The organism is Chungangia koreensis (assembly GCF_042651785.1).
In the GTDB taxonomy this organism is placed as follows: Bacteria; Bacillota; Bacilli; order Bacillales_A; family Planococcaceae; genus Chungangia; species Chungangia koreensis.
In genome coordinates, this window is sequence record NZ_JBHSEC010000019.1 from 569,290 (window position 1) to 593,827 (window position 24,538).

19 protein-coding genes are annotated in these 24,538 nt (G+C 41.3%); 18 read left to right on the forward strand and 1 reads right to left on the reverse strand.

Going from position 1 to position 24,538, the window contains the following annotated elements; translation table 11 throughout:
- The first annotated feature begins 89 nt into the window (after positions 1 to 89).
- The 9 genes from dxs to ACFOZY_RS12130 all read left to right on the forward strand — a co-directional run bounded on the left by dxs (position 90) and on the right by ACFOZY_RS12130 (position 10,983).
- Positions 90 to 1,994 (forward strand): 1-deoxy-D-xylulose-5-phosphate synthase, encoded by a 1,905-nt coding sequence (gene dxs, locus ACFOZY_RS12090; protein WP_378155775.1) that lies wholly within the window; start codon positions 90 to 92, stop codon positions 1,992 to 1,994.
- Complete coding sequence (locus ACFOZY_RS12095; protein ID WP_378155777.1) at positions 1,991 to 2,806, forward strand: TlyA family RNA methyltransferase; 816 nt, start codon at positions 1,991 to 1,993, stop codon at positions 2,804 to 2,806. The genes dxs and ACFOZY_RS12095 overlap by 4 nt, the downstream gene beginning before the upstream one ends.
- Positions 2,807 to 2,996: 190 nt before the next feature.
- Positions 2,997 to 3,446 (forward strand): transcriptional regulator AhrC/ArgR, encoded by a 450-nt coding sequence (ahrC, locus tag ACFOZY_RS12100; protein WP_378155779.1) that lies wholly within the window; start codon positions 2,997 to 2,999, stop codon positions 3,444 to 3,446.
- 14 nt (positions 3,447 to 3,460) lie between these two features.
- Positions 3,461 to 5,158, forward strand: coding sequence for a DNA repair protein RecN (recN, locus tag ACFOZY_RS12105; RefSeq protein ID WP_378155781.1), 1,698 nt, complete (start codon positions 3,461 to 3,463; stop codon positions 5,156 to 5,158).
- 107 nt (positions 5,159 to 5,265) lie between these two features.
- Positions 5,266 to 6,231, forward strand: coding sequence for a SpoIVB peptidase S55 domain-containing protein (locus ACFOZY_RS12110; RefSeq protein WP_378155783.1), 966 nt, complete (start codon positions 5,266 to 5,268; stop codon positions 6,229 to 6,231).
- Positions 6,232 to 6,532: 301 nt separating this feature from the next.
- A complete protein-coding gene (gene spo0A, locus ACFOZY_RS12115; protein WP_378155785.1) occupies positions 6,533 to 7,330 on the forward strand; it encodes a sporulation transcription factor Spo0A in 798 nt (265 codons plus the stop codon).
- 305 nt (positions 7,331 to 7,635) lie between these two features.
- On the forward strand, positions 7,636 to 8,442 hold the full coding sequence (locus ACFOZY_RS12120; protein ID WP_378155787.1) for a hypothetical protein: 807 nt from the start codon (positions 7,636 to 7,638) through the stop codon (positions 8,440 to 8,442).
- Between the two features lie 248 nt (positions 8,443 to 8,690).
- A complete protein-coding gene (locus ACFOZY_RS12125) occupies positions 8,691 to 10,259 on the forward strand; it encodes a DUF342 domain-containing protein (RefSeq protein WP_378155789.1) in 1,569 nt (522 codons plus the stop codon).
- Positions 10,252 to 10,983 carry a glycerophosphodiester phosphodiesterase gene (locus ACFOZY_RS12130; RefSeq protein ID WP_378155791.1) on the forward strand — a complete coding sequence of 244 codons (732 nt, stop codon included), beginning with the start codon at positions 10,252 to 10,254 and terminating at the stop codon, positions 10,981 to 10,983. Before ACFOZY_RS12125 ends, ACFOZY_RS12130 begins: the two co-directional genes overlap by 8 nt.
- A gap of 38 nt (positions 10,984 to 11,021) precedes the next feature.
- Here ACFOZY_RS12130 and ACFOZY_RS12135 read toward each other — a convergent pair whose 3' ends face one another.
- Complete coding sequence (locus ACFOZY_RS12135; RefSeq protein ID WP_378155793.1) at positions 11,022 to 11,264, reverse strand: DUF2627 domain-containing protein; 243 nt, start codon at positions 11,262 to 11,264, stop codon at positions 11,022 to 11,024.
- A gap of 123 nt (positions 11,265 to 11,387) precedes the next feature.
- Between ACFOZY_RS12135 and ACFOZY_RS12140 the strand changes: the two genes are divergently transcribed.
- The 9 genes from ACFOZY_RS12140 (at position 11,388) to meaB (ending at position 24,510) form a co-directional block, all read left to right on the forward strand.
- On the forward strand, positions 11,388 to 13,439 hold the full coding sequence (locus ACFOZY_RS12140; protein WP_378155795.1) for a sigma 54-interacting transcriptional regulator: 2,052 nt from the start codon (positions 11,388 to 11,390) through the stop codon (positions 13,437 to 13,439).
- 256 nt (positions 13,440 to 13,695) lie between these two features.
- The gene (bcd, locus tag ACFOZY_RS12145) at positions 13,696 to 14,793 is read left to right on the forward strand and encodes a branched-chain amino acid dehydrogenase (RefSeq protein WP_378155797.1); all 1,098 of its coding nucleotides are present in this window, start codon (positions 13,696 to 13,698) and stop codon (positions 14,791 to 14,793) included.
- Positions 14,794 to 14,826: 33 nt separating this feature from the next.
- Positions 14,827 to 16,254 (forward strand): dihydrolipoyl dehydrogenase, encoded by a 1,428-nt coding sequence (gene lpdA, locus ACFOZY_RS12150; protein ID WP_378155800.1) that lies wholly within the window; start codon positions 14,827 to 14,829, stop codon positions 16,252 to 16,254.
- Positions 16,255 to 16,268: 14 nt separating this feature from the next.
- Positions 16,269 to 17,273, forward strand: coding sequence for a thiamine pyrophosphate-dependent dehydrogenase E1 component subunit alpha (locus ACFOZY_RS12155; protein ID WP_378155802.1), 1,005 nt, complete (start codon positions 16,269 to 16,271; stop codon positions 17,271 to 17,273).
- On the forward strand, positions 17,273 to 18,256 hold the full coding sequence (locus ACFOZY_RS12160) for an alpha-ketoacid dehydrogenase subunit beta (RefSeq protein WP_378155804.1): 984 nt from the start codon (positions 17,273 to 17,275) through the stop codon (positions 18,254 to 18,256). Before ACFOZY_RS12155 ends, ACFOZY_RS12160 begins: the two co-directional genes overlap by 1 nt.
- A gap of 18 nt (positions 18,257 to 18,274) precedes the next feature.
- On the forward strand, positions 18,275 to 19,579 hold the full coding sequence (locus tag ACFOZY_RS12165; RefSeq protein ID WP_378155806.1) for a dihydrolipoamide acetyltransferase family protein: 1,305 nt from the start codon (positions 18,275 to 18,277) through the stop codon (positions 19,577 to 19,579).
- Between the two features lie 169 nt (positions 19,580 to 19,748).
- Positions 19,749 to 21,365, forward strand: a complete 1,617-nt coding sequence (locus tag ACFOZY_RS12170; RefSeq protein WP_378155808.1) for a methylmalonyl-CoA mutase family protein — start codon at positions 19,749 to 19,751, stop codon at positions 21,363 to 21,365.
- Positions 21,362 to 23,512, forward strand: coding sequence for a methylmalonyl-CoA mutase (gene scpA / locus ACFOZY_RS12175; RefSeq protein ID WP_378155810.1), 2,151 nt, complete (start codon positions 21,362 to 21,364; stop codon positions 23,510 to 23,512). Before ACFOZY_RS12170 ends, scpA begins: the two co-directional genes overlap by 4 nt.
- A complete protein-coding gene (meaB, locus tag ACFOZY_RS12180) occupies positions 23,512 to 24,510 on the forward strand; it encodes a methylmalonyl Co-A mutase-associated GTPase MeaB (RefSeq protein WP_378156157.1) in 999 nt (332 codons plus the stop codon). The genes scpA and meaB overlap by 1 nt, the downstream gene beginning before the upstream one ends.
- Positions 24,511 to 24,538: the final 28 nt, after the last annotated feature.

Here is a 24,538-nt window from a genome sequence, read left to right on the forward strand (position 1 = left end):
AGGAATGTTTGTACAATCCGGCTACACTGTTATAATGAAGAAAATAATCGTTAAAGACGGATTTAACTTATAAAGGTGTGTGATGTAAGATGGATTTAACTTCGATAAAGAATCCATCCTTTCTAAAGTCAATGAATCATGAACAACTGGGTGAATTAAGCCAGGAAATCCGTTCATTTTTAATTGAAAAGCTATCAGTGACGGGTGGACATATCGGCCCGAATTTAGGCGTAGTTGAATTGACGATCGCGCTTCATAAAATCTTTGATAGTCCAAAGGATAAAATTATATGGGATGTCGGCCATCAGGCATATGTCCACAAAATTTTAACAGGCCGGGCTGACCAATTCGATACACTTCGTCAGTTCAAAGGGTTATGCGGATTTCCGAAACGGATTGAGAGCGAACATGATGTGTGGGAGACGGGACACAGTTCCACATCACTTTCTGCTGCAATGGGAATGGCCGCTGCACGCGATATTAAAAAAGAAAAGAACCATGTCATTCCAGTAATCGGGGACGGTGCGTTAACAGGCGGCATGGCGTTAGAAGCACTTAACCATATCGGAGACGCCAATACGGATATGATTGTCATCTTGAATGACAATGAAATGTCTATAGCTCCAAACGTCGGTGCAATCCACAGTGTACTAGGTAGGATGCGTACAGCTAATAAGTATAATAAGGCTAAAGAAGAGCTTGAGTATTTACTGAAAAAAATCCCAGCGGTTGGAGGCAAACTTGCATCAACTGCGGAGCGCGTAAAAGACAGTTTAAAATACTTGCTAGTTTCGGGAGTCTTCTTTGAAGAGCTTGGATTCACTTATTTAGGACCAATTGATGGCCATGACTTTGAAGACTTAGAACAAAATCTTCAATATGCGAAGAAAATGAAAGGTCCAGTTTTAGTTCATGTCATCACGAAAAAAGGTAAAGGCTTTAAACCAGCAGAAGAAGACAAAATCGGTACGTGGCATGGTACTGGACCATATAAAATGGAGACAGGTGATTTCGTCAAGGCCTCTGCTAAAGGTCCATCTTGGAGTGGCCTGATTGCCGAAACGGTTCGTAAAGTCGCAAGAAGAGATGATCGTGTTGTAGCAATTACTCCTGCAATGCCAGTGGGGTCTAAATTAGAAGGCTTCGCTTCCGAGTTTCCTGAACGCATGTTCGATGTCGGGATTGCGGAGCAGCATGCTGCGACGATGGCAGCTGGAATGGCTGCAGATGGTATGAAACCGTTCTTAGCTATTTACTCAACTTTCCTACAACGCGCTTACGATCAAGTTCTCCATGATATCGCCCGGCAAAATTTAAACGTATTTATCGGAATCGACCGTTCAGGACTTGTTGGTGCTGACGGAGAAACACATCAAGGTGTATTTGATATTGCATTCCTTCGCCATATGCCGAATATGGTCATCATGATGCCAAAGGATGAAAACGAAGGACAACATATGGTCCACACGGCTATAAGCTATGATGATGGTCCGATTGCTTTGCGCTATCCGAGAGGAAATGGTATTGGCGTACCACTCGACAAGGAGCTTCATCATATTCCGATTGGAAGCTGGGAAGTGCTCCGAGAAGGAAAGGATGCAGTGATTTTAACATTTGGAACAACGATTCAAATGGCATTTGAAGCTGCAGAAGTTCTCTCCATGCGAGGGATTGAAGTGGAAATAGTTAATGCCCGGTTCATCAAACCGTTAGATGAAGAGATGATGCACTCCATCATGAAACGTAACGTTCCAATTATCACGATCGAAGAGGCCGTATTAGCTGGTGGCTTCGGCAGTGCAGTCCTTGAGTTTGCAAACGACCATAGTTATCAAAATGCTGTAATTGATCGAATGGGCATACCTGATCAGTTCATTGAACACGGCAGTGTTGACCAGTTATTAGAAGAAATCGGCTTTACCACAACTTCTTTGATTGAACGGGTTGAAGAAAATATTAGGCCTAAGCAGCCAGATGGCAGTCCTGTGTTATGACGAAAACCGAGAAAGAACGAGTCGACGTTCTGCTGGTTGAACGAGGCTTGTTGGAGACACGTGAAAAAGCGAAAAGGGCGATCATGGCGGGACAAGTTTTTTCTAACGAAATCCGGATTGAAAAAGCCGGGGAAAAAATATCGGTTGATGCTCCTTTAGCAGTTAAAGGGAATACGTTAAAATACGTAAGCCGTGGTGGCCTAAAGCTCGAAAAGGCATTGGAAGTTTTTGATGTATCCGTTCAGGACAAGCTTGTTCTGGATATTGGTGCGTCAACAGGCGGTTTCACCGATTGTGCACTACAAAATGGTGCGAAGCATTGTTATGCACTTGATGTAGGCTATAACCAGTTGGCATGGAAAATACGGCAAGATCAGCGTGTAACCGTGATGGAACGTACCAATTTTCGTTATGTAACGGAGGAACAGCTCAAGGAAGGACGTCCAGATTTTGCGACGATTGATGTATCGTTCATTTCCCTTAAACTCATCCTTCCGGTATTGAAACAGTTGATTCAACCCGGTGGAGATGTGGTAGCTCTTGTGAAGCCGCAATTTGAGGCAGGCAAAGAGAAGGTGGGTAAAAAAGGGGTCGTCCGTGATCAGAAGGTTCACCTGGAAGTACTAACGAAAATTGCTGATTTCGCCGTGGAAACCGGCTTTAGCTTAGTCGATGCCTCTTTCTCTCCGATTACGGGCGGAGAAGGAAATATCGAGTTCCTCTATCACTTACGTTCTACTAATGATCCAACTACCTTAACTCGAGAAACACTCGAAAAGTTAATCGAAGAATCACATCAACAGTTAAAATAATTGAATAAGAACTCGATATAATCTGCTATAACGCCATCGCAATGTATGGATCCTTAGATAGTTCTAATGGATTCATCTGAGCGAAGGCGTATAGCAGATTTTTGTTTGTCAAGTTACTGAAGTTGTGGAAAGAGGTAATTGGTGGTATAAATAAACCAGTATAATTATTCATCAATATGAGGTGAAAGCAATGAATAAAGGTCAACGACATATTCGTATTCGGGATATTATTGCGAATAATGAAATAGAAACACAAGATGAGCTTGTCGAGATTTTAAAAAATGCAGGTTATAACGTCACTCAAGCTACGGTATCCAGAGATATTAAGGAGCTTCATTTAGTGAAAGTGCCTTTACAGGATGGCCGTTATAAATATAGTTTACCGGCCGATCAACGTTTCAATCCGAAACAAAAACTCCATCGTGCCTTAACGGACGCCTTTGTAAGTATAGATGGAGCAAGCCATTTCCTTGTGATGAAGACATTGCCTGGTAATGCGCACTCCATCGGTTCCCTAATTGACCATATAGATTGGGAGGAAATACTGGGGACCATTTGCGGGGACGATACTTGTCTTATTTTATGCAGGGACCAAAACGACCGTGAACTTATTAAAAACAGACTTCTTGAGATGCTATAAGGGAGGCAATTCTTATGCTTAAGGAACTCTCAATTAAAAACTTCGCCATTATAGAAGATTTAACAGTTAGCTTTACAAATGGACTGACCGTGCTGACAGGGGAAACAGGAGCAGGTAAGTCGATTATCATCGATGCCATCCATTTGCTTGCCGGCGGAAGAGGTTCTCAGGAATTCATTCGTCACGGTGCGAAGAAAGCAGAACTTGAGGGGATGTTTATCATTGATCGGCCGGATCATCCGGTCTTTTCAAAAATGGCAGATGTGGGAATTGAAAGTGATGAAGGAACGATCATCCTCCGCCGGGATCTTAATGAAAATGGTAAAAGTGTATGCCGAGTAAACGGAAAGTTAGTCACAATTGCGATTTTACGCGAAATCGGTGCCTCAATAATCGATATACATGGTCAACATGAAACACAAGAGCTAATGGATGAAAAACAACATATCCATTTGCTTGACCAATTTGCAGGTAGTACTTTGGAAAAAGCGAAAGAAAGCTATCAATCCGTTTTCCGAACATACAAAAAGTTGAAACGTGAAATGGCTTCCATGAAGGAAAGTGAGCAGCAAATTGCGCAACGAATTGATTTGTATCAGTTCCAAACGAATGAAATTGATGATGCTTCTTTACGTATTGGAGAAGAAGAAGAGCTTTATGAAGAGAGAAAACGTCTTCAAAACTATCATAAAATCTATGAAAGTATTGCAAATGCATATGAATCCTTAAATGGTGATTCGAAAGGTCTTGATTTTATTGGCTCTGCGATGAGCGAACTGGAGGATGCAGCAACAGTTGATGAACAAATTGTTGAGCATTCTGCAACTGTATCAAACGCATTTTATTCTTTACAAGATACTGCATTTTCGTTAAAAAGTTCTTTGGACTCAATGGAATTTGAACCTGAACGGCTGAATGAGGTCGAACAGCGTTTAGCTGTGCTTCAATCGATGAAACGAAAATACGGTGCATCGGTCGAAGACATTTTAATTTATCGTGAAAAAATTGGGGAAGAATTGGAGAAGCTAATTAACAGAGACGAACGTTTACAAGTGGATCAGCAAAAAATTCACCAATTAGAACAGGATCTTGAAGTTGAAGCAGAAGAGCTGACAATCCTACGTAAAAAAGCTGCGACAGAGTTAAGTAAAGCGATTCATCAGCAATTAAAAGAACTATATATGGAGAAGGCAACATTTGAAGTGCACTTTGAACAGCGTTCAATTGCTTCTTTAGACCAAACAGGTGCTGATGCCGTATCGTTCTATATTTCCACAAATGTCGGAGAGCCATTAAAACCACTTGTTAAAATTGCTTCCGGCGGTGAATTATCGCGTATGATGCTTGCATTAAAAAGCATTTTCTCAAAACACGTCGGAGTTACTTCTATAATTTTCGATGAAGTGGATACGGGAGTAAGTGGACGTGTAGCACAGGCAATTGCTGAAAAAATAGCATCGATTGCCACACATTCACAAGTACTTTGCATTTCCCATTTACCTCAAGTAGCCGCTATGTCCGATCAGCATTATCTAATTCAAAAAGAAGTAGAAGGAAATCGAACAGTCACATCAGTTAATCAGGTAGTCGGAGAAAAACGCGTGGAAGAATTGAGCAGAATGATGTCAGGTGCTGAAATTACAACAGCAACTCTTCAGCATGCTGCTGAACTTTTAAGTAATGCAGAAGAGCGTAAGATATTGGATAAATAGTGGAACGACTGCTGTAGCTGTATTCTAGCATTTTTCATAAAATGTACCTCTCATAACATTCATCAGATGTGACATAGTAAGCTTATAACGAAATGAGGGGGTGAAACATGCGATGGATTAAGCGGAGTATAGTCGTCTACTTGGCCGTTTTATTTGTTCTCTTACTGCCATTTCAAGCATTTGCGGCCAAGGCGGAGAAACTGATTCCAATGGGACATTCAATTGGCATTCATATGAATTTAAAGGGTGTTTTCGTCATTAACGATGTTCTTCTGGACGATGAGAAATGGTTAAAGGCTGGAGACGTCTTTAAGCAAATCGACAGTAAACCCATAAAGACGATGACCGATTTTGATGATGTCATAACAAATTTGCCAGAGGATCGGAAAGTTATTCTCTCCGTTAAACGTGGGAATCAAACGGTTGATCTCGAGTCATCCAAGAAAGACCTCCAAAATTTTTATCCATTTGTACGAGACCGAACCGAGGGCATTGGAACCCTAACCTATATTGACCCAGAAAAAGGGGAATATGGAGCATTAGGACATCAAATTATAGATGCAGCACTAAAATCTCCTCCTTCGTTCAGTACTGGCTCCATCTATTTGGCAACCATTGAACAAATAAAGAAAAGTGTACCTGGTAATCCGGGTTATAAAATTTCTTCCATCTTAAAAGAAGATCACCCGTTAGGGGATATTCAGTCTAATGAAATATATGGTATTTTTGGGGATTGGCAATCCTCCACTTTAACAGGAGCATTCCCGGAACCGTTGGAAATTATGCGGGAAGACGAAGTGAAACCAGGAAAGGCCACCATCTACACAACCATTGAAGGTGAAACGGTCGAACAATTTTCCATTGCCATCACCTCAGTTAAGGGAAGTTCATTCCAGTTTGAACTGACGGATAAAGAACTGATTTCGAAAACGGGCGGGATTCTTCAAGGCATGAGCGGGAGTCCGATAATTCAAAACGGAAAGTTTGCAGGAGTCATTACACATATGTTTGTTGAAGATCCATTAAAAGGTGCGGCTCTTCCAATGACGAAAATGTTGAAAAAACAGCCATAATTGAGGAAAAAGGCAAGGCCCTAAGTTAAATTAGAGCCTTGCCTTCTTTATATGCCACAACTCCTTCTCAAATTATTGGAAAAATGATACAATAGGGCGAGATTCGACAAAACGAACAAAAGAGAAAGAATATCGTCGAAATACCAAAAAACCATCCTACAATAGACTTATTTTTTGAACTTAAAAAGGATTCTGACTCGTCGTGTCGAAAAAGTGTTTATGTCACAAAGGGGCATTTGTAATGAAGCAGCTTTACGTCCAACGACAAACAATTCACAGCACAATCAGGGAGGAAATGTAAATGGAAAGTGGAAAAATTAAAATTGCTATCGCAGACGATAATCGCGATTTAATCAGGACTATGGTTTCTTTTTTTGATAACCATCCAGAAATCGAAGTAATCGGGACAGCTGCAAACGGTAAGTTATGTCTTACAATGTTAGAAGAGAAAAAGCCAGACATTTTATTATTAGACATAATTATGCCGCATCTTGACGGTTTAGGTGTTTTAGAAAACCTTCAAGAGAACGATGCGCTTTCAGATCTTCAAGTAATTATGCTTACAGCTTTCGGACAGGAAGATGTTATGAAACAAGCCGCGGAATTAGGAGCTTCCTATTTTATGCTGAAGCCTTTTGAATTTGACCGTCTCGTCCATCAAATCATGCAATTACGGGGACAATCATCGGAGAAAAAACAGCGTGATCATGCGTTAAATGGTAGTACACAGAAGAAAACAAGCCAAAAAATGATCGATACGACGATTACTGCAATTATAAAAGAAATTGGCGTTCCTGCTCATATTAAAGGATATGCTTTCCTTCGTGAGGCAATCCAAATGGTATATAATGATGTCGATCTGCTTGGCTCTATCACAAAGGTGCTATATCCAGAAATTGCCCAAAAATTCAACACTACTCCATCCCGTGTGGAACGAGCGATTCGTCATGCGATTGAAGTTGCATGGAACCGTGGGAATTACGAATCCATTTCTAAAATGTTCGGCTATACTGTCCACCACTTGAAGAGTAAACCGACAAACAGCGAGTTTATCGCGATGATTGCCGACAAAATCCGTTTGGAACATATGGCAAGCTAAGAGCTGTCATTTGAAGGGTTTTTTCGACCAAACCGACGAAATTTTATAAATTATACTCAAGTTTATTTTCATTAAACTTTTGCTTAAAGGGCCAATGAATTAGTTTGATTCGTTGGTCTTTTTCTATGTAAAATAGACGGTTACGAAATAGAAGATGACTGAAATTGAATTTCATTTGGTGGATTTTCTTACCATAACAGAGTTTATTTTTTACATATTCTTTACAGGGGTTAGGAATAATTTGTTATCATTTAATCGAAGAGGAAAAATGGGAGGATGGTCAAGGAACTCGAAGGAGGATTAAATTGAAAAAACTTATTATCGGTCTTTCTGCTGCAACTTTCATTGGAATTTTAGTTGGGTGTTCAGACGGTGATTCTCAAGTTCAATCGAAGGAAAAGGCAACTAAACCTAAAACTGAAACTGTTTACGATAAAAATGGGGACCAATTTGAAGTAATCAAAAGTGGTAACAAACTTTATGATGCTATTCATAACTCAGCACTTGTGTCAGCAAGTATTGTTGAAGATTTCAATTACGAAGAGAAAAAAGAAATGATCGATGTATTGGTCACGTACTTGAATGGTGCAGTTGAGGTTGCTGAAGGGACAAGGGAACGGCACATTAAAGAGATTCTCAAAGATTCTGCTTATGAAGTTGAAACAGCGGTCAAAGAGAAAAATCCAGATTTGCGGGATATTCTTGCACAGGTAAATTCTGCTTTGCAAAATTTAGATTCTGCATACAATCCTCTTACTCAGAAGTACGATGACGCAGGAAAAATCAATGCTGCTTCAATGGATACTAACATCATTCATTATACTGAATTTGATACTCTTCGAGATTATGTCAATCATACTTACAAAGGTCTGAAATCAGGGAAACGAACAATTGAAGATGAAATCTATCCGGCCTTAAGCTATACCAACTTTTTCGAAGATACGATTAAAGTTGATGGACTTCAAGAAGAGTTTCATATGTACCAGACTTTAGCACATAATGCAATGAACGAATGGCATGGTAAAGGCGAAGTTTCCGATGAAACTGAAGAAGCTTTCAGAGAGCAACTTGAACTCATTTATCTGGAACTTGGACTTGATTCAAAGTCTTAATTAATACTGAAATCAATACTATATAATATTGCTTAACAGATCTTGATCATGAACTATAAGTATTAAAGAGGCAGCCCAAAAAAGGCTGTCTTTTTAATATGCTTCTTTAGATACATATAAAATATAAATGACTAACTTAAACGGGATAATTTGGCATCTCACAATAAAAATTTCATGTTTCAGAAAATTTTCATCAAAAATTGACTTTGTCGTTTTATAATGGAGTTAGGGAAGCGAGCGTGTGCAAAATGATCATTGAAGAAAACGACTTTTTTAGTTTAATTGTTGAAGAGGATAGTGTATTCCTGACTGTATATAAACCTTATCCGATTAAAAAGTTTGACTCGACTATTAAAAAACATCCGCGAATCAAATTGACAAACTTTATGGAACTGAAGAAGGCGCTCGAAAAAGCGGATGAGAGCCCGGTTCCAATCGGTATTCATCTTCCTATCATTGAAATTGAAATTGACAAGGAAGCTATGAGTGCCACTGCTGTGATTAATGAAGAGCAAAAGGAAATTCTACTGAAACAGGATTATTTTAAAGAGGAACTCCGTGCGATGGCTATTGAACTCGGGATTGTATACGGCCTTAAAGAACCTGAGCTAACTACGGTCCGAGCAGGAAAGCCTTTTATCATTGCTGAAGGTTCACCAGCAGTAAAAGGAAAAGACTCTGAAATCACTTATATTGAGCGTCCGGAACGCAAACCCGTGATTCGGGAAGATGATACGGCTGATTATTATGAGATGAATTTCATTTTTGAAGTGAAATCGGGGGATTGGCTTGGTGAAAAGACAAGGCCACTTCCTGGCGTTAGCGGTAAGAATCTCTATGGTGAAACATTAAGAGCCGAGACCGGCGATGATTTGCCATTTTCTTATGATAGCAAGATTGCGTTTGAAATTGAAGAATCAGGAAAACTGATTCTACGAGCGACCAAATCGGGCGCACTTGAATATATTAATGGCATATTGACGATTCGGGATCACCTTATCATCGAAGGGGATGTCGGTGTTGAGACTGGAAATGTTCAGTTTGACGGTTCCATCAGTGTAAGAGGCACTATCATGCCTGGTTACTCCATCGTTGCTTCAAGTGATCTTGAGGTACGTGCAGCTGAAGGAGTGGTTAATGCTTCATTAATCAAGTCCACGGAAGGATCCATTTATATTCGAGGCGGTATTTTTGGCCGTGGAATAACAGTAGTAGAGGCAGAAGAAAGTATTTATGTAAAACATGCAAACGAATGCCTTTTAAAAGCAGGCGAGGAAGTCAATATCGGATTTTACGCATTAGGATCTACACTGCTCGCAAAAAATATACTAGTTGACGAACGAAAAGGTAAATTGATTGGTGGACGTGCAGAAGCTCTGTTCAAAATAACAGCATCCATTTCAGGCAATCAACATGAGCGCCGGACAGAACTGATCGTAAAAGGAATTGATAAAGATAATTTACTGGCTGATCTGCAAGTAAAAGCACACGAATTAAAATCGGTCCAACAAAATATCGATAAAGTGTCTGAAAAGGTTGAGACTCTCGAACTAATGTTGGAATCACTATCGGACGACCAGAAACACTTATATGAAACGGCAAAAGAACAACTGTCACGACTTGATGAACAATTTATGGATCTTGACCGTGAAATCCAAGCTGCACTAAATCTGATTAAATACGCGCAAAATGAGGAAATAAGAATAACGAAGGAGGCACATCCTAATACATTGATCCAAATCGGTTCAATCAATAAGCTGCTGTCCAAATCGACAGTTGGTACATTTAGAGTGGAAGATGGTGTTCTCAATGTTTAAAATTCCTGTATACGCGCACAGGGGTGCATCTGCTTATGCTTTCGAAAATACGCTAAAGGCATTTGAAAAAGCGGTGGAGCTTGGAGCAGATGGAATAGAACTTGATATTCAGCTTACTAAGGATGGAGTTCCAATCATTTATCATGACTTGAATCTGCGGAGATTGACAGGCTCCCGAAAAAAGGTAAATCAACTTTCCTATGAAAAACTCATGAAGAAAAAGATTGGAAAACCGTTCAGACGGTTGTTTCATGGTGAGAAAATAATGTCCTTACAAGAGATGATTGAATGGGCAAGTGAAAAGGGAATAGCTTTAAATATCGAATTGAAAGAATCGCTGATGGCGGAACCATTATTTGTGAAGGAGATCGTGAGAAGGTGTAAGGGACTCCCGGATGTTCATTTCTCATCATTTCATTACGAGCTTTTGGAAATTATCAAATCACAGTTTCCGCGTGTAGAAACCGCTTATATCCTTACTAAAAACTCGGATTGGGGAAATTTGAGAGGCTACCATGCAGCTGATCTGTTCCATCTTCATAAACGGAACTATAAAGAAGAAAAGCTGGACCTTCTCAACAAAAGTGGAAAGAAAGTTAGATTCTATGGCGTAGTCGGTTCCGAACCATTTATTTCGGAACCCCATCAAATTGTCAAAGGCTGGATCACGGACTATCCGGAACTAGTACTGCAGGCACAAGAAAAGGCACTTCAAAGAAGTTGAGAATTCTACTTAACTAAGTGAAAAAGACAATCCTGAAGTCATTTAAGACTTTTAGGATTGTCTTTTTTCATAGGGATTTTTCCTTTTTTACGATCGCGGTATAATACGAATCCGGCGATGAAACCGACACCTACAACCATTAATATGAAACCGATCAGGAATTGAAGCCAGCTGATATCAATCGGACCGATTCCATAGAAAGTATCTCTCATTAATTTGATTCCATAACCCGCTATGATGCCGGGAATTAGTAAAACTAAAAAGGCCAGTAATCGCGCCATTAAAACAACTCCTCTATCCAATTTCAATTTTACAATTCACCATTCGATTGTCAAGTGGATGGTCAATCATATATGATAGATAAAAAGCTTGCAAGAAGTTGCATTTGGAGGAAGGGGGTTTGAATGGAATTGCAAAAAGTATTAATTATTGGTGCGGGTGTCGGTGGATCCGCGATATTGAATTTATTAGCTGCTGTTGAAAACATGGATGTAATTGCAATTGTCGATGTAAATAGGGAAGCAAACGGATTGAAAATTGCAAAGGAATTGGGAATACCAACAGGAAAAGATTGGAGAAACTTTTTGAAAGACCAGCCTGACCTCTTGTTCGACGTGACAGGATCTCCAAGTGTTTTTGATGATATTCAACAGGAACTTCCTTCTCATACGATCCTAATACCGGGTTCGGTAGCAAGTTTGATCGTTCAATTGATGAAGGATAATATTCATTACAATGAAAAACTCCGTAAAGAAGCACATAAATATAACACGATCTTTAATTCGCTCGGTGAGGGAATGGTGGGGATCGATGTGAATGGTTCGATTAACTTTTTCAATAAAAGTGCAGAGCGGATGATTGGAGTTATCGCTGAGGAAGCGATCGGTCAAAACATAACAAAAATAATTCCGTTCAGTGAGCTTCCCAAAGTATGCAAAACCAAAAAACTTGAACTGAATAGGGAACTTACTCTTTCGAATGGGTTGAAGATTGTTACATCCCGCTTTCCACTGATTGATGAAAGCGGTTTCACTTTAGGCGCTTTTGCCATATTTCGTGATATGAGTGAAGTGATGGAGATGGCGGAAGAAATCACAAATCTTAAGGAAATTCAAACGATGCTACAAGCCATCATCCAGTCGAGTGACGACGCGATTACAGTAGTCGATCGTGAAGGTAAAGGATTAATAATTAATCCCGCTTATACGAGGATTACCGGGCTAAAAGAGGATGAAGTGATTGGAAAGCCTGCGACCGTTGATATTATGGAAGGTGAAAGTATTCACTATAAGGTGCTTCAAACAAAAAAGCCGATACGTGGAGTTAATATGAAAGTTGGAACATCAAAAAGGGACGTGATCGTCAACGTTGCACCAGTGATTGTAGATTCCGAGCTTAAAGGAAGCGTCGGGGTCATTCATGATATAACGGAAATGCGGAATTTAACTAATGAGTTAGACCGGGCCAAATCATTGATTCGAACTCTTGAATCCAAATACACGTTTGAAGATATAATTGGTGATTCACATGAAATGTCAATTTCTATTGAGCAGGCTAAATTGGCAGCTAAAACTCCGGTTACGGTTCTATTACGTGGTGAATCGGGTACGGGTAAGGAGTTATTTGCCCATGCCATTCATAGTTCGAGCGATCGAAAATATAACAAGTTCATACGTGTGAACTGTGCAGCAATTGCTGAGGAACTATTGGAGAGCGAATTGTTCGGATATGAAGAGGGCGCTTTTACCGGTGCAAGAAAGGGCGGAAAGAAGGGACTGTTTGAAGAGGCTGATCAAGGCAGTATCTTCCTGGATGAGATTGGCGAGTTGTCTTTGAATACACAAGCTAAGTTACTGCGCGTTCTTCAAGAGAATGAAATTGTCAGGGTAGGGGGAACAAAACCTGTCCCACTATCCGTGAGGATCATCGCAGCGACAAATGTAAATCTGGAAAAGGCTATGCACACAGGAACCTTTCGGGAGGATCTCTATTACAGGTTGAACCGAATGCCTATTCAAATTCCTCCTTTACGGAATCGGAAAAAGGATATCCCTCAAATAGCAGAACGGTTGCTGTTTAAATTGAACCAGGAATATGGGCGGAATATTGAAGGATTAACTGAATCCTCACTACTTCGTTTACAGTCTTACGATTGGCCTGGGAATGTCAGAGAGCTTGAAAATGTAATAAGTAGGGCTATGATCTTTATGGCACCGAATGAAAAACTATTGAGTTCAGAACATCTTTCATTTTCGCTGAATCCTCAGAACAAGGAGAATGAGTTATCTATAGAAATTGACTCGGGTCCACTAAATGACCAACTGGACCGTTTTGAGAATACAATTTTAATAGAAACTTTGAATGCGATGAAAGGCAATAAGTCTTTGACCGCTAAAAAACTTGGGATCTCACTACGCTCTCTTTATTACAAACTTGATAAATATAATCTACAATAATTGCGTGCAAAAATTTGCGCAGTTTGAATAAAATTGCAAAAGAAACTTTTATTTACTTTGACAAATAAAGCGCTTACAAAAATTAAAAGTTGGCACGCTTTTTGCTTAGTGTATAATTGAGGAGTAGAATAATTAGTACTTAGTCCTAAGAACTAATATTAAAATTCTCGTTACCTTTAGAATTTTTCAATTTACCCAAAGGGTCCGGTACTATTCCGGTTAAAACTAACTACATACAACAAGGAGGAATTTTGAAATGGAAATCTTCAAAAGTCTAGAAAAGTACGATTATGAACAGTTGGTATTTTGCCAAGATGAAACGTCTGGTTTAAAAGCGATTATTGCGATTCATGATACAACACTAGGGCCTGCACTTGGCGGAGCACGTATGTGGACATATGCAACAGAAGAAGATGCGATTGTTGATGCACTGCGCTTAGCGCGTGGTATGACATATAAAAACGCTGCTGCGGGATTGAACTTAGGCGGTGGTAAAACTGTTATTATCGGTGACCCATTAAAAGATAAGAATGAGGAAATGTTCCGTGCTTTCGGTCGTTTCATCCAAGGATTAAACGGACGTTATATTACAGCTGAAGACGTGGGTACAACTGTAGCGGATATGGATATGATCCATACGGAGACAGATTATGTAACAGGTATTTCTCCAGAATTCGGTTCTTCCGGCAATCCATCTCCTGTAACAGCTTACGGTGTTTACCGAGGAATGAAGGCTGCTGCAAAAGAAGCATTCGGTACCGATTCATTGGAAGGTAGAACAATTTCAGTTCAAGGTGTTGGGAATGTTGCTTATACACTTTGCAAATACCTGCACGAAGAAGGTGCAAGACTTATTGTAACGGATATCAATAAGAGTGCGGTTGAACGTGCGGTTAACGATTTCGGGGCAATTGCAGTAGAAGCGGATGAGATATATTCACAAGAAGCAGATATCTTCGCTCCGTGTGCACTGGGTGCCATCATTAACGATGAAACAATTCCACAGCTAAAAGCACGTGTGATCGCGGGTTCAGCAAATAACCAACTGAAAGAAGAGCGTCACGGAGATTTAATACATGAACTTGGAATCGTGTACGCACCTGACTATATCATTAATGCCGGCGGTGTTATTAATGTAGCGGATGAATTGAATGGCTATAGCCATGAACGTGCCATGAAGAAAGTGGAAGCACTTTACGACACGATCGAAAAGGTAATTTCCATTTCTAAACGTGATGGCATTCCTACTTATATCGCAGCAGACCGATTGGCCGAAGAACGTATTGCTCGTATGGCTAAATCCCGCGGTCAATTCCTGCAAAACGGAAAACATTCACTGTCTTCCCGTGGTTAATCAGTTAGGGAATTTTGCGAAGGAGGCTTACGTATGGCGAAAGAATATGACGTAGTAATAGTAGGGGGAGGCACCGGCGGTTATGTAGCCGCCATCCGTGCATCTCAACTCGGCTTGAAGACTGCACTTGTCGAAAAGGATTTAGTGGGTGGAACATGCTTACACAGAGGCTGTATCCCTAGTAAAGCCCTCTTGCGAAGTGCAGAAGTGTATTCCACTTCTAAAAATCATGCAGCTGAATTCGGTGTGGACATTCAACATGTCAGCCTTGACTTTAGTCGCGTGCAAAAAAGGAAAGATGGAATTGTCCAGCAACTTCATAATGGTGTGAAAGCACTTATGAAAAAAGGAAAGATTGATGTATTCGAAGGGACAGGCCGCATTTTAGGTCCTTCCATTTTTTCTCCTATGCCTGGAACTATTTCTGTAGAAATGAACTCCGGTGGAGAAAATGAGATGCTGATTCCTAAAAATGTCATTGTGGCAACGGGCTCTCGACCGCGTACATTACCGGGCCTCAATATTGATGGTGAGCATGTTTTAAGTTCCGATGAAGCACTTCAAATGACTGAACTTCCCTCTTCCATGATCATTGTGGGTGGTGGAGTCATTGGAATCGAATGGGCATCCATGCTAAACGATTTCGGTGTGGAAATAACCGTCATTGAATATGCTGATCGGATTATACCGACAGAGGATCAGGACGTTTCGAATGAAATGAAAAAACTTCTTTCGAAGAAAGGCATTAAATTTATAACAGGCGCTAAAGTGAAACCTGAAACATTGGTGATTGAAAAGGGCAATGTAACTATTTCAGCGGAAGTTTCTGGCTCTGATCAAACCTTCAACGCAGAAAAAATGTTAGTATCTGTCGGACGACAGGCTAATATTGAAGGCATTGGACTAGAAAACACAGATATTGTCGTTGAAAAAGGATTTATTCAAGTGAAAAATACATTCCAAACAAAAGAATCCCATATATATGCAATCGGAGACGTAATCGGTGGACTTCAGCTTGCACACGTTGCTTCTCATGAAGGAATTACAGCTGTTGAGCATATTGCGGGTAATAAGACCGAACCGATAGATTACACGAAAGTATCACGCTGCATCTATTCCAGTCCAGAAGCTGCAAGTGTCGGATTGACCGAACAGCAGGCAAAAGATGAAGGATTTGAAGTCAAGGTCGGAAAGTTCCCATTTAAGGCGATTGGTAAGGCTTTAGTGTTCGGTGAGTCGGACGGCTTTGTGAAAATTATTGCGGATGCACAAACGGATGATGTGTTAGGTGTCCATATGATCGGACCACATGTGACCGATATGATTTCCGAAGCAGGTCTTGCTATGGTATTGGATGCTGCAGCTTGGGAAATCGGTCATACGATCCATCCACATCCAACGTTAAGCGAAATTATGGGAGAAGCTGCTTTAGCTGTTGAAGGCAAAGCAATCCATATGTAAAGGGAGGAAATGAGATGACAAATCGTCATGAAGCAATCGGTTTGACGAATGATGATGTATTGAAAATGTATGAAGAAATGCTTCTTGCTCGTCGAATTGATGAGCGTATGTGGCTTTTGAACCGTGCAGGTAAGATTCCTTTCGTCATTTCATGTCAAGGCCAGGAGGCTGCACAAATCGGTGCTGCTTTCGCCTTAGATAACGCGAAAGATTATATCGCACCATATTACCGGGATATGGGGGTTGTTCTTCATTTCGGTATGACTCCGAAAGAGTTGATGCTCTCTGCTTTCGCAAAAGCAGAAGATCCAAACTCAGGCGGACGCCAAATGCCTGGCCACTTTGGACAGAAAAAGAATCGGATTTTAACGGGGTCATCTCCTGTTACAACACAAGTTCCGCATGCAGTTGGAGTGGCACTTGCTGCCAAGATGCGCGGGGAAGATTTCATCACATTTGTAACATTAGGGGAAGGTTCCTCTAACCAAGGTGATTTCCACGAAGGCTTAAACTTTGCAGGGGTTCATAAATTACCGACAATCATAATGGTTGAAAACAATAAATATGCCATCTCCGTGCCATATGACAGACAGGTAGCCGCAGAAAATATTTCTGATCGCGCTATCGGTTATGGTATGCCTGGAGTTACAGTGGATGGTACAGATCCATTAGAGGTTTACAAAGTCGTCAAGGAAGCAGCAGACCGTGCACGTAATGGAGAAGGACCGAGCCTCATCGAAACGGTATGTTATCGTTTAACGGCACACTCATCTGATGACGATCATCGTGTATACCGTACTGATGAAGAATTAGCTGCAGAAAAAGAGAAAGATCCGATTCTCTTATTCTCTGCTTATTTGAGAGAGAATGGAGTTTTAACAGAAGATGTCGAGCAGAGTATGGAACAGCGTATTAAAGACGTTGTCAATGAAGCGACAGATTATGCGGAAAACGCACCTTACGCTGAGCCTGAGCATGCACTTCGTTATGTGTATGCAGAAGACGGGGGGAATAACTAATGGCCGTTATGTCGTATATCGATGCCATCACTTTGGCGATGAAGGAAGAGATGGAACGCGATGACCGCGTATTTGTTCTTGGTGAGGACGTCGGAAAAAAAGGCGGGGTCTTTAAAGCAACTCAAGGATTATACGATCAGTTTGGGGAATATCGAGTTTTGGATACTCCACTAACTGAGTCTGCCATTGCAGGAGTAGGAATCGGAGCTGCCATGTATGGACTTCGTCCCATTGCAGAAATGCAATTTGCTGATTTCATCATGCCTGCAGTGAACCAAATCATTTCCGAAGCATCCAGAATCCGGTATCGTTCCAATAATGATTGGTCCTGTCCGATGGTTGTCCGTGCACCATTCGGCGGGGGTGTCCATGGTGCCCTTTATCACTCACAATCGGTAGAAGCAGTATTTGCAAACCAACCTGGATTAAAAATTGTCATCCCTTCAACTCCATATGACGCTAAAGGGTTGTTAAAAGCAGCGATCCGTGATGAGGATCCTGTGTTATTCTTCGAACATAAACGTGCCTATCGACTCATTAAAGGCGAAGTACCCGAAGATGACTACGTATTACCAATCGGAAAGGCAGATGTAAAACGGGAAGGCGAAGACATTACAGTTATTACTTACGGTCTATGTGTACATTTTGCTTTACAAGCTGCAGAACGATTAGCTGAAGATGGCATTTCTGTCCATGTTCTCGATTTACGTACAGTCTATCCATTAGATCAGGAAGCGATTGTCGAGGCTGCTTCTAAAACAGGTAAAGTATTGTTAGTAACTGAAGACAATAAAGAAGGAAGTATCATGAGTGAAGTGGCAGCAATCATTTCTGAAAACTGCTTATTTGATCTCGATGCTCCGATCAAACGTCTTGCAGGTCCTGATGTTCCCGCGATGCCATATGCACCAACAATGGAGAAATTCTTCATGTTGAATCCGGATAAAGTCGAAAAAGCGATGCGTGAATTAGCTGAATTCTAATGGGAAGGAGGAATTATCATGGCATTCGAACAAATCAAAATGCCGCAGTTAGGGGAATCCGTTACGGAAGGAACCATTGAAAGATGGCTCGTCAAACCTGGTGATGTGGTAAATAAATATGACCCGCTTGCAGAAGTGAATACTGACAAAGTGACGGCTGAAGTACCTTCTTCCTTCACAGGAACGATTAAAGAACTAATCGCACAAGAAGGAGAGACGTTAGAGGTAGGAGCCGTAGTCTGCACGATTGAAACAGAAGGCGGAAACAGTGAATCCAAAACGGAAGCGGTTCCGGCGAAAGAAGAAGTTGCAAATGAAATGCCGGCTGCAGGTTCTCAAAAACCAGCCTCTCCTTTAAAGCGTGATCAAGAGTCAAAAGCGCGGTACTCTCCAGCTGTTCTGCGACTTGCACAAGAACATGACATCGACTTAACCCTTGTTAACGGTACTGGAATGGGTGGCCGTATAACAAGGAAAGACCTACAAAAACTTATTGAAAGTGGAACAATTCCTACCCCACAAGGTGGCCCGGCTCAAGGAGAACCCGCACAATCAGCTGCAGCTCCAAGTAGCCAACCAGAATTGAAAACAACTCCGGCACCTACTCCGATTCAATCATCTGCTGGAGATATTGAAATACCGGTATCTGGTGTCCGCCGCGCAATTGCGAACAACATGGTAAAGAGCAAACACGAGGCACCGCATGCATGGATGATGGTCGAAGTAGACGTCACCAGCTTAGTCAAATACCGTGACTCATTGAAGAATGAATTCAAGCAAAAAGAAGGATTCAATTTAACTTACTTTGCCTTTTTCGTAAAAGCTGTCGCTCAAGCATTGAAAGAGTTCCCGATGATGAATTCCATGTGGGCAGGCGACAAGATCATTCAGAAGAAAGATATTAACTTATCAATCGCCGTTGCAACGGATGAAGCACTTTTCGTACCGGTCATCAAACATGCCGACGAAAAGACTGTTAAAGGAATTGCAAGGGATATCAATGACTTAGCTCTCAAAGTACGTTCCGGAAAACTGAAATCAGAAGATATGTCCGGTGGTACGTTTACCGTAAATAACACAGGTTCATTCGGTTCAGTCCAATCGATGGGGATCATTAATCACCCACAAGCTGCAATTCTTCAGATCGAGGCGATTGTGAAACGCCCAGTGATCATTGATGGAATGATTGCAGTCAGAGACATGGTGAACATATGTCTATCTTTAGACCACCGTGTATTGGATGGTTTAGTGGCCGGTCGTTTCTTAGCACGTGTGAAAGAGATATTGGAAAAGACAACGAAAGATAATACATCAGTATATTAATCATTTCGAGACTGGTTTTACACACCAGTCTTTTTCTTTATTTGTGTTCCTCCTGATTTATAGTCTCATAATATTATTATGTTAACTAAAATAGAAAGCGCTTTATTGAATGTACCATCTCGTATAAAATATATGAAGATACCAATTTTTTCAGAGGGGGGTTGGAATAGTGACGATTGAACGATTAAGAGGGACTTCATTTACTCAGAAAACTTATGAGGCATGGAAAGTAGAAGCTGAAAAAGCTTTGAAAGGTAAGCCGTTCGAAACTTTAGTTACTGAAACGCTGGAGGGAATAAAACTCCAACCTTTATATACAAAGGAAATGGTTGAAAATCGTGACAAGATTTCAGCCGCAGTAAGAAAACAAAAAAATACTGGCAGTTGGACAATTGCCCAGGACGTTTTTACTGATACGGCCGAGCAGTATCTGCTCAGTTTAAAAGACTCCCTTTCCAAAGGGAACGAAACTATCGTATATAAGAGTTATGGATTCGAATGGTCTGAGAACCAATTACATGAATTGGCACAACTTATGACCGAATATCCCATTCATTTTTACATATACGATCAACATGATCCGATCATCCAAGTGTTCGATATGATTGGTCAAAAGGATTCAGTGAAAGGATTTATATCAGACCCTAAATACCTTACTGCATTCACCAACTTGAAACTAATTGTTGATACGACGGAAATTCACTACATGGGAGCAAATACAGTCCAAGAGTTAGCAGTTGCTTTGTATATGGTGACAAAATCGGATAAATATTTAAATCGTATAGCTGTTCGCTTTCAAGTGGATACGAATTTCTTCATGGAAATGGCTAAGTTACGAGCATTCCGAGTGCTTTGGAAAGCATTGATCGAAGCGTATGACACGGAATCGGTTCCGGTTGGTTTAATTGCCGAAACATCCTTACGATCGTTCTCTAAATTAGATCCGGATGTGAACCTGTTAAGAACAGGAAACATGGCTTTTTCAGCTGCACTTGGTGGGGCTGAACTGATTACGGTGCACCCTCATACCATCTTGACTGGTACAACGGAAAAATCCGTCCGCTTAGCACGCAATGTCCAACTGATTATTAGAGAAGAGGCGCATATCGGTAAAGTTGTGGATCCCGCAGGAGGATCTTATTATATTGAATCGTTAACTGCTCAATTGGCAGAATTAGCTTGGACTCAATTCTTAAACATACAGGAAAATGGATTGGACCAGTTATACGCAGAAGTGGAATCGGTCAGAAAGAAGAAAGAAGATCTTTTGGCTGTCCGAAAGGTCTCGCTAATCGGAACGAACAAATACGCTGACCCTTCAAACGAAGTCAATACAACAATTGCCATACCGGTTAAACGATTGGCAGAAACTTATGAACACTTAAGGGCAGATGGGCAACCTCCAAAAACTGCACTTCTCCTATTTGGTCCTTTAAAAGATGTTAAACCTCGTGCGGATTTTGTCAGTGGATTCTTGAATGTAGGAGGGATTTCACCAGTATGGAGCCCTTCTTTCAATGATCCTGTAGAATCGTTGAAATGGCTGCGGGATGAGAAAATTGAATATGCAGTGGTCTGTGCAAAAGACGATGAGTGCCCGAATATAGTGGGATCACTTCTTAAATTGAAGCCTGAGTCGATCATCGATATTGCCGGTCGGTTCGATCAAAAAGTAATGGATGCTTGGAAAAAAGAAGGCCTGAACGGGTGCATATATAACGGACAACATATAGTTGAAAAATTGGCGTCCATTCTTTCATTACGAAAGGAGGCAGAGAACCGATGAGTAAGCCAAACTTTAAAGATGTTGATATTAATATGGTGATTCAATCCTCAACAAAGACGAAAGTTGACGGGGTAGGATTTAAAACATACGAGGGAATAGAAATAAAACCTCAATATGATTATGACCAGGACTTTGATCATTCCAATGATTTACCGGGAGTTGCACCGTTTACTCGTGGTCCATATCCGACGATGTATGTGACGAGACCTTGGACCGTCCGTCAATATGCAGGGTTCTCTACCGCAGAAGAAAGTAATGCTTTTTACAGAAGGAATTTAGCAATGGGTCAAAAAGGACTGTCGGTGGCTTTTGACTTGGCGACACATCGTGGATATGATTCCGATCATCCACGTGTTACAGGCGATGTTGGAAAGGCTGGAGTTGCGATCGATTCTGTAGAAGACATGAAAATACTATTCGATGGAATTCCGCTTGATCAAATGTCGGTTTCGATGACGATGAATGGGGCAGTCTTGCCAATAATGGCATTTTATATAGTTGCTGCGGAGGAACAGGGCGTTACGCCTGGACAACTTGCCGGTACGATTCAGAATGACATTTTAAAGGAATATATGGTGCGGAATACGTACATTTATCCACCAGAAATGTCGATGAAAATCATTGCTGATATATTTGACTACACAGCAAAGAATATGCCAAAATTCAATTCCATTTCTATTTCCGGCTATCATATGCAGGAAGCCGGAGCTACAGCAGATATAGAATTGGCGTATACATTAGCAGACGGTCTTGAGTATGTGCGGACGGGAATAAAAGCGGGGATTGATATAGACTCTTTTGCTCCTCGGCTATCGTTCTTCTGGGCGATCGGTATGAACTATTTCATGGAAGTAGCAAAAATGCGGGCTGCTCGCCGGATTTGGGCGCAGCTGATCAAAGGCTTCAATCCGAAAAATCCGAAATCGTTATCTTTACGGACCCATTCACAAACGTCCGGTTGGAGCTTGACCGAACAGGATCCGTACAATAACATCACTCGTACATTGATAGAAGCGAATGCAGCTGCAATGGGTCACACACAGTCTCTCCATACGAACGCACTCGATGAAGCGATTGCATTGCCTACAGATTTCTCAGCTCGCATTGCACGAAATACACAGCTATTCCTACAAGAAGAGACGATGATGACCAATGTTATAGATCCATGGGGAGGTTCCTACTACGTAGAGTCGTTAACCGAAGAGCTCATGGGTAAGGCTTGGGAACTCATTGAGGAAATTGAGGAATTAGGTGGAATGGCAAAGGCGATTGAAACAGGTTTACCGAAAATGAAAATAGAAGAAGCGGCAGCAACAAGACAGGCTAAAATTGATTCCGGCAGGGAAGTCATTATCGGTGTGAACCGTTACCGCCCGGAACAGGAAGAGCCGATCGAAATCTTATCAATTGATAATACAACCGTCCGTCTAAAACAAATTGAACGTATTCAGAAGATGAAGGCTGAGCGTAATGAAGAAGAAGTTAAACAATTGCTGGCTCGCTTGACCATAGCTGCGGAAACGGGAAGTGAAAACCTTCTTTCTTGTGCAGTGGATGCAGCAAGAGCCCGTGCAACATTAGGTGAAATATCAGACGCGATCGAAAAAGTATCAGGCAGGCATAAGGCGGTGATTCGTTCGGTGAGCGGAATCTATAGTTCAAATTATTCCAACGAAGAAGAAATCGCATCAGTGAAACAAATGTCAGAAGAGTTTTTGGAAAACGAAGGTCGCAGACCACGAATCCTGATTGCAAAGATGGGGCAGGATGGACATGACCGTGGGGCTAAGGTCGTGGCAACTGCCTATGCTGATTTAGGATTTGATGTTGATATTGGTCCGTTATTCCAAACCCCTGCAGAAACAGCACTTCAAGCAGTCGAAAATGATGTTCATGCTGTCGGAGTCAGCTCGCTTGCTGCTGGTCACCGGACATTAGTTCCTGAATTACGACAGGAACTAAATCGCCTTGGCCGGGAAGATATCCTGATTTTTGTTGGTGGCGTTATTCCTGCACAGGATTATGAATTCCTGAAAGAAAACGGCGCTGTTGCCATTTTCGGGCCGGGTACGGTCATACCGGTTGCAGCGGAGATTATTTTGGAAGAAATCTATAAGCGTCTTGGTTATGAGGAAGTGGCGGATTGATGCACCAGCCTAAACGTTTCAAAAAGATTAGTGGAATTGAAATACCGATCCATGAATATGCAGAAGAAATACGAAGCGGGTCCAGATTGCATTTATCGAAAGCTATCACACTTATTGAAAGTATGAACCGTGATCGGCAGGAAGTAGGTCAGGAATTACTTCAACTGCTATTACCTGTTACAGGACGTAGTATTCGAATCGGCATTACAGGGGTGCCTGGAGCTGGTAAAAGTACATTCATCGAAACTTTCGGAATGATGCTATGTGAAAAAGGGCATCGGGTCGCGGTTCTTGCCGTCGATCCGAGTTCTTCCATTTCCGGTGGCAGTATTTTGGGCGATAAAACAAGGATGCAGGACTTGTCCAGACATCCTAATGCCTTTATCCGGCCATCCCCTTCAGCTGGTACACTTGGCGGAGTTCATCGTAAAACGAGGGAAACGATGCTGTTATGCGAAGCAGCTGGATATGACGTAATCCTCATCGAAACTGTCGGTGTAGGTCAAAGCGAAACCATCGTACGTGGCATGGTGGACTATTTTCTTCTACTTGTCCTGACAGGTGCAGGTGACGAATTGCAAAGTATGAAGAAGGGCATTATGGAATTGACGGATGCCATTGTGGTGAATAAGGCTGATGGGGACAATGAAAAACTGGCAAAGAAAACAGTCCGAGAATATAAACAAATCCTTCACTTCCTACAACCGGCTACGCCAAAATGGACAACTTCAGCCTTTGCGGTATCCTCTTTGAAAAATATTGGATTGGACCATGTTTGGAAAGACATAAGTGAATTCCAGAATCAGATGAAAGAATCAGGTTATTTCGACGAAAGGCGTAAATTGCAGACGAAAGATTGGTTCAGGGCTATGATCACTGATCGATTGATCGATGAATTTTTTTCTCAAAAGAGGAAAAACGCTTATGATCTGGAAAGTCAGTTAGTACAAGGGGAACTAACTGTTTCCCAGGCAGTGGACAAACTGTTCAAATCTTGAAACAAGGTCTTTGCAGCTATCTTTTATT